The 1,353-nt window shown below is 64.1% G+C and carries 2 protein-coding genes; both read left to right on the forward strand.

What is annotated here, in order from left to right; all coding sequences use genetic code 11:
- The first annotated feature begins 191 nt into the window (after window positions 1–191).
- The gene (locus tag EB75_RS28185) at window positions 192–443 is read left to right on the forward strand and encodes a hypothetical protein (RefSeq protein ID WP_073698481.1); all 252 of its coding nucleotides are present in this window, start codon (window positions 192–194) and stop codon (window positions 441–443) included.
- A complete protein-coding gene (locus EB75_RS28190; RefSeq protein WP_142239883.1) occupies window positions 418–807 on the forward strand; it encodes a hypothetical protein in 390 nt (129 codons plus the stop codon). The genes EB75_RS28185 and EB75_RS28190 overlap by 26 nt, the downstream gene beginning before the upstream one ends.
- The last annotated feature ends 546 nt before the right edge of the window (window positions 808–1,353 follow it).

Below are 1,353 nucleotides of genomic sequence, written 5' to 3' on the forward strand. Positions count from 1 at the left end.
CTAGTAGCGACGGCACCACGATTCACCACACAGCAGCGCGACCGGCTGGCCGAGCTGCTGCGGCCAGTACGCCGAGCTGGAGCGACAACAGGTGGAGGCACCACCCGTTGTCAGGGTGATGCCTCCAGACGGTCATCCGCGCCCGCCGTTGCCGATGATACTGCGCCACAGTCACGTTCGGCGGTGACAGCATGACCAACCACCAAGCGAGCCAGTCCCTGCTGGACGAAGCGCTCAATGAGTGGCGGCGGCTGATGCTGGCGGAAATTCGTCTGCGGGAACGGATTCACCACCAGCATCGGTTGATCATCGCCGAGCTCGAGACGCCCCACGAGCGGGCCGAAATGACAGCCAAGCTAGCCGAAGCCAATCGCCTTCTGTCCCAGTTGAAGACGCTCGTCGGGGAGGTGCGGTCTGATGCGTTGGCAGACCCGCGCCGATGAGCGCGACGATCCACGGTTTATCCGTGCTGGCGCTGCTGCTCAGTTGCTGTACATCCATGCTGGCGCGTGGGCAATGGAACAGGTGTTCAACAAGCGGGTACCGCTGCCGGACACGTGGTTCATTCCGTCGAGTCTCATTCGTGAGTGGGGCAAGCAGAAACCTGCTGCCGCGTTGGTCCGTGAATTGCTCTGGGCACGGGACAAACGCGCCGGCGCGGCCGGGTTCGTCTACGAGTGGATTCGGTACGAGAACACGCCGCTGTACATCGAGCACAAGCGCGAGGAGTACCGGCGCGAGCATGACCGCAAGCGTGCGGCTAAGCGACCGGCCAGCGGGGCGAGCGGTGCGATTGCTGGTCCGTAGTGGCGGTGGTGCGATGTTGCCAAACGCAACATGGCGTAGTTCATTTGGCAACACGTCCGCGTCGCCTACCTGCAGTTATGCGCCGGACTACTGGCATGTAGTCAACGCGCTTGCGCTATACGTCACTTGGGCATGGTGCAAAACGCAACATTCAACGCGCCTTGCAGCGGGCGCTGCGCGCCCTCGCCACACCGTCCGCGGAACCGCTCGCAAGCTCGCGAACCCGCGACGGATCGACCATGTTGTGCCGTCGAGTGCGCGCGCTGCGACACCCATCGAAGCGGCGGTACATGACGACGACGGTCGTCATCAGCACTCAGCCCGGCTGAAACGCGCGACCGACAACGCCAACCAGCGACCTGGTTCAGACCCAAGGGGCGCGAAGCGTCCCGCGGGAGCCGACGTCACCAGATCTGGGAACGGTACTGGGGGCGAGAGGTTTGGCGACGTGCCTAGCAATTGCTACCGGGGTGCCAGTGTGATGCCAGGTCCGGTCGCTGAAGCGTATGCCGGCGCACTCTGTACGCCGTGCTCCACGTGCGGGGC

This window comes from Mycobacterium sp. ST-F2 (assembly GCF_001905655.1).
GTDB lineage: Bacteria > Actinomycetota > Actinomycetes > Mycobacteriales > Mycobacteriaceae > Mycobacterium.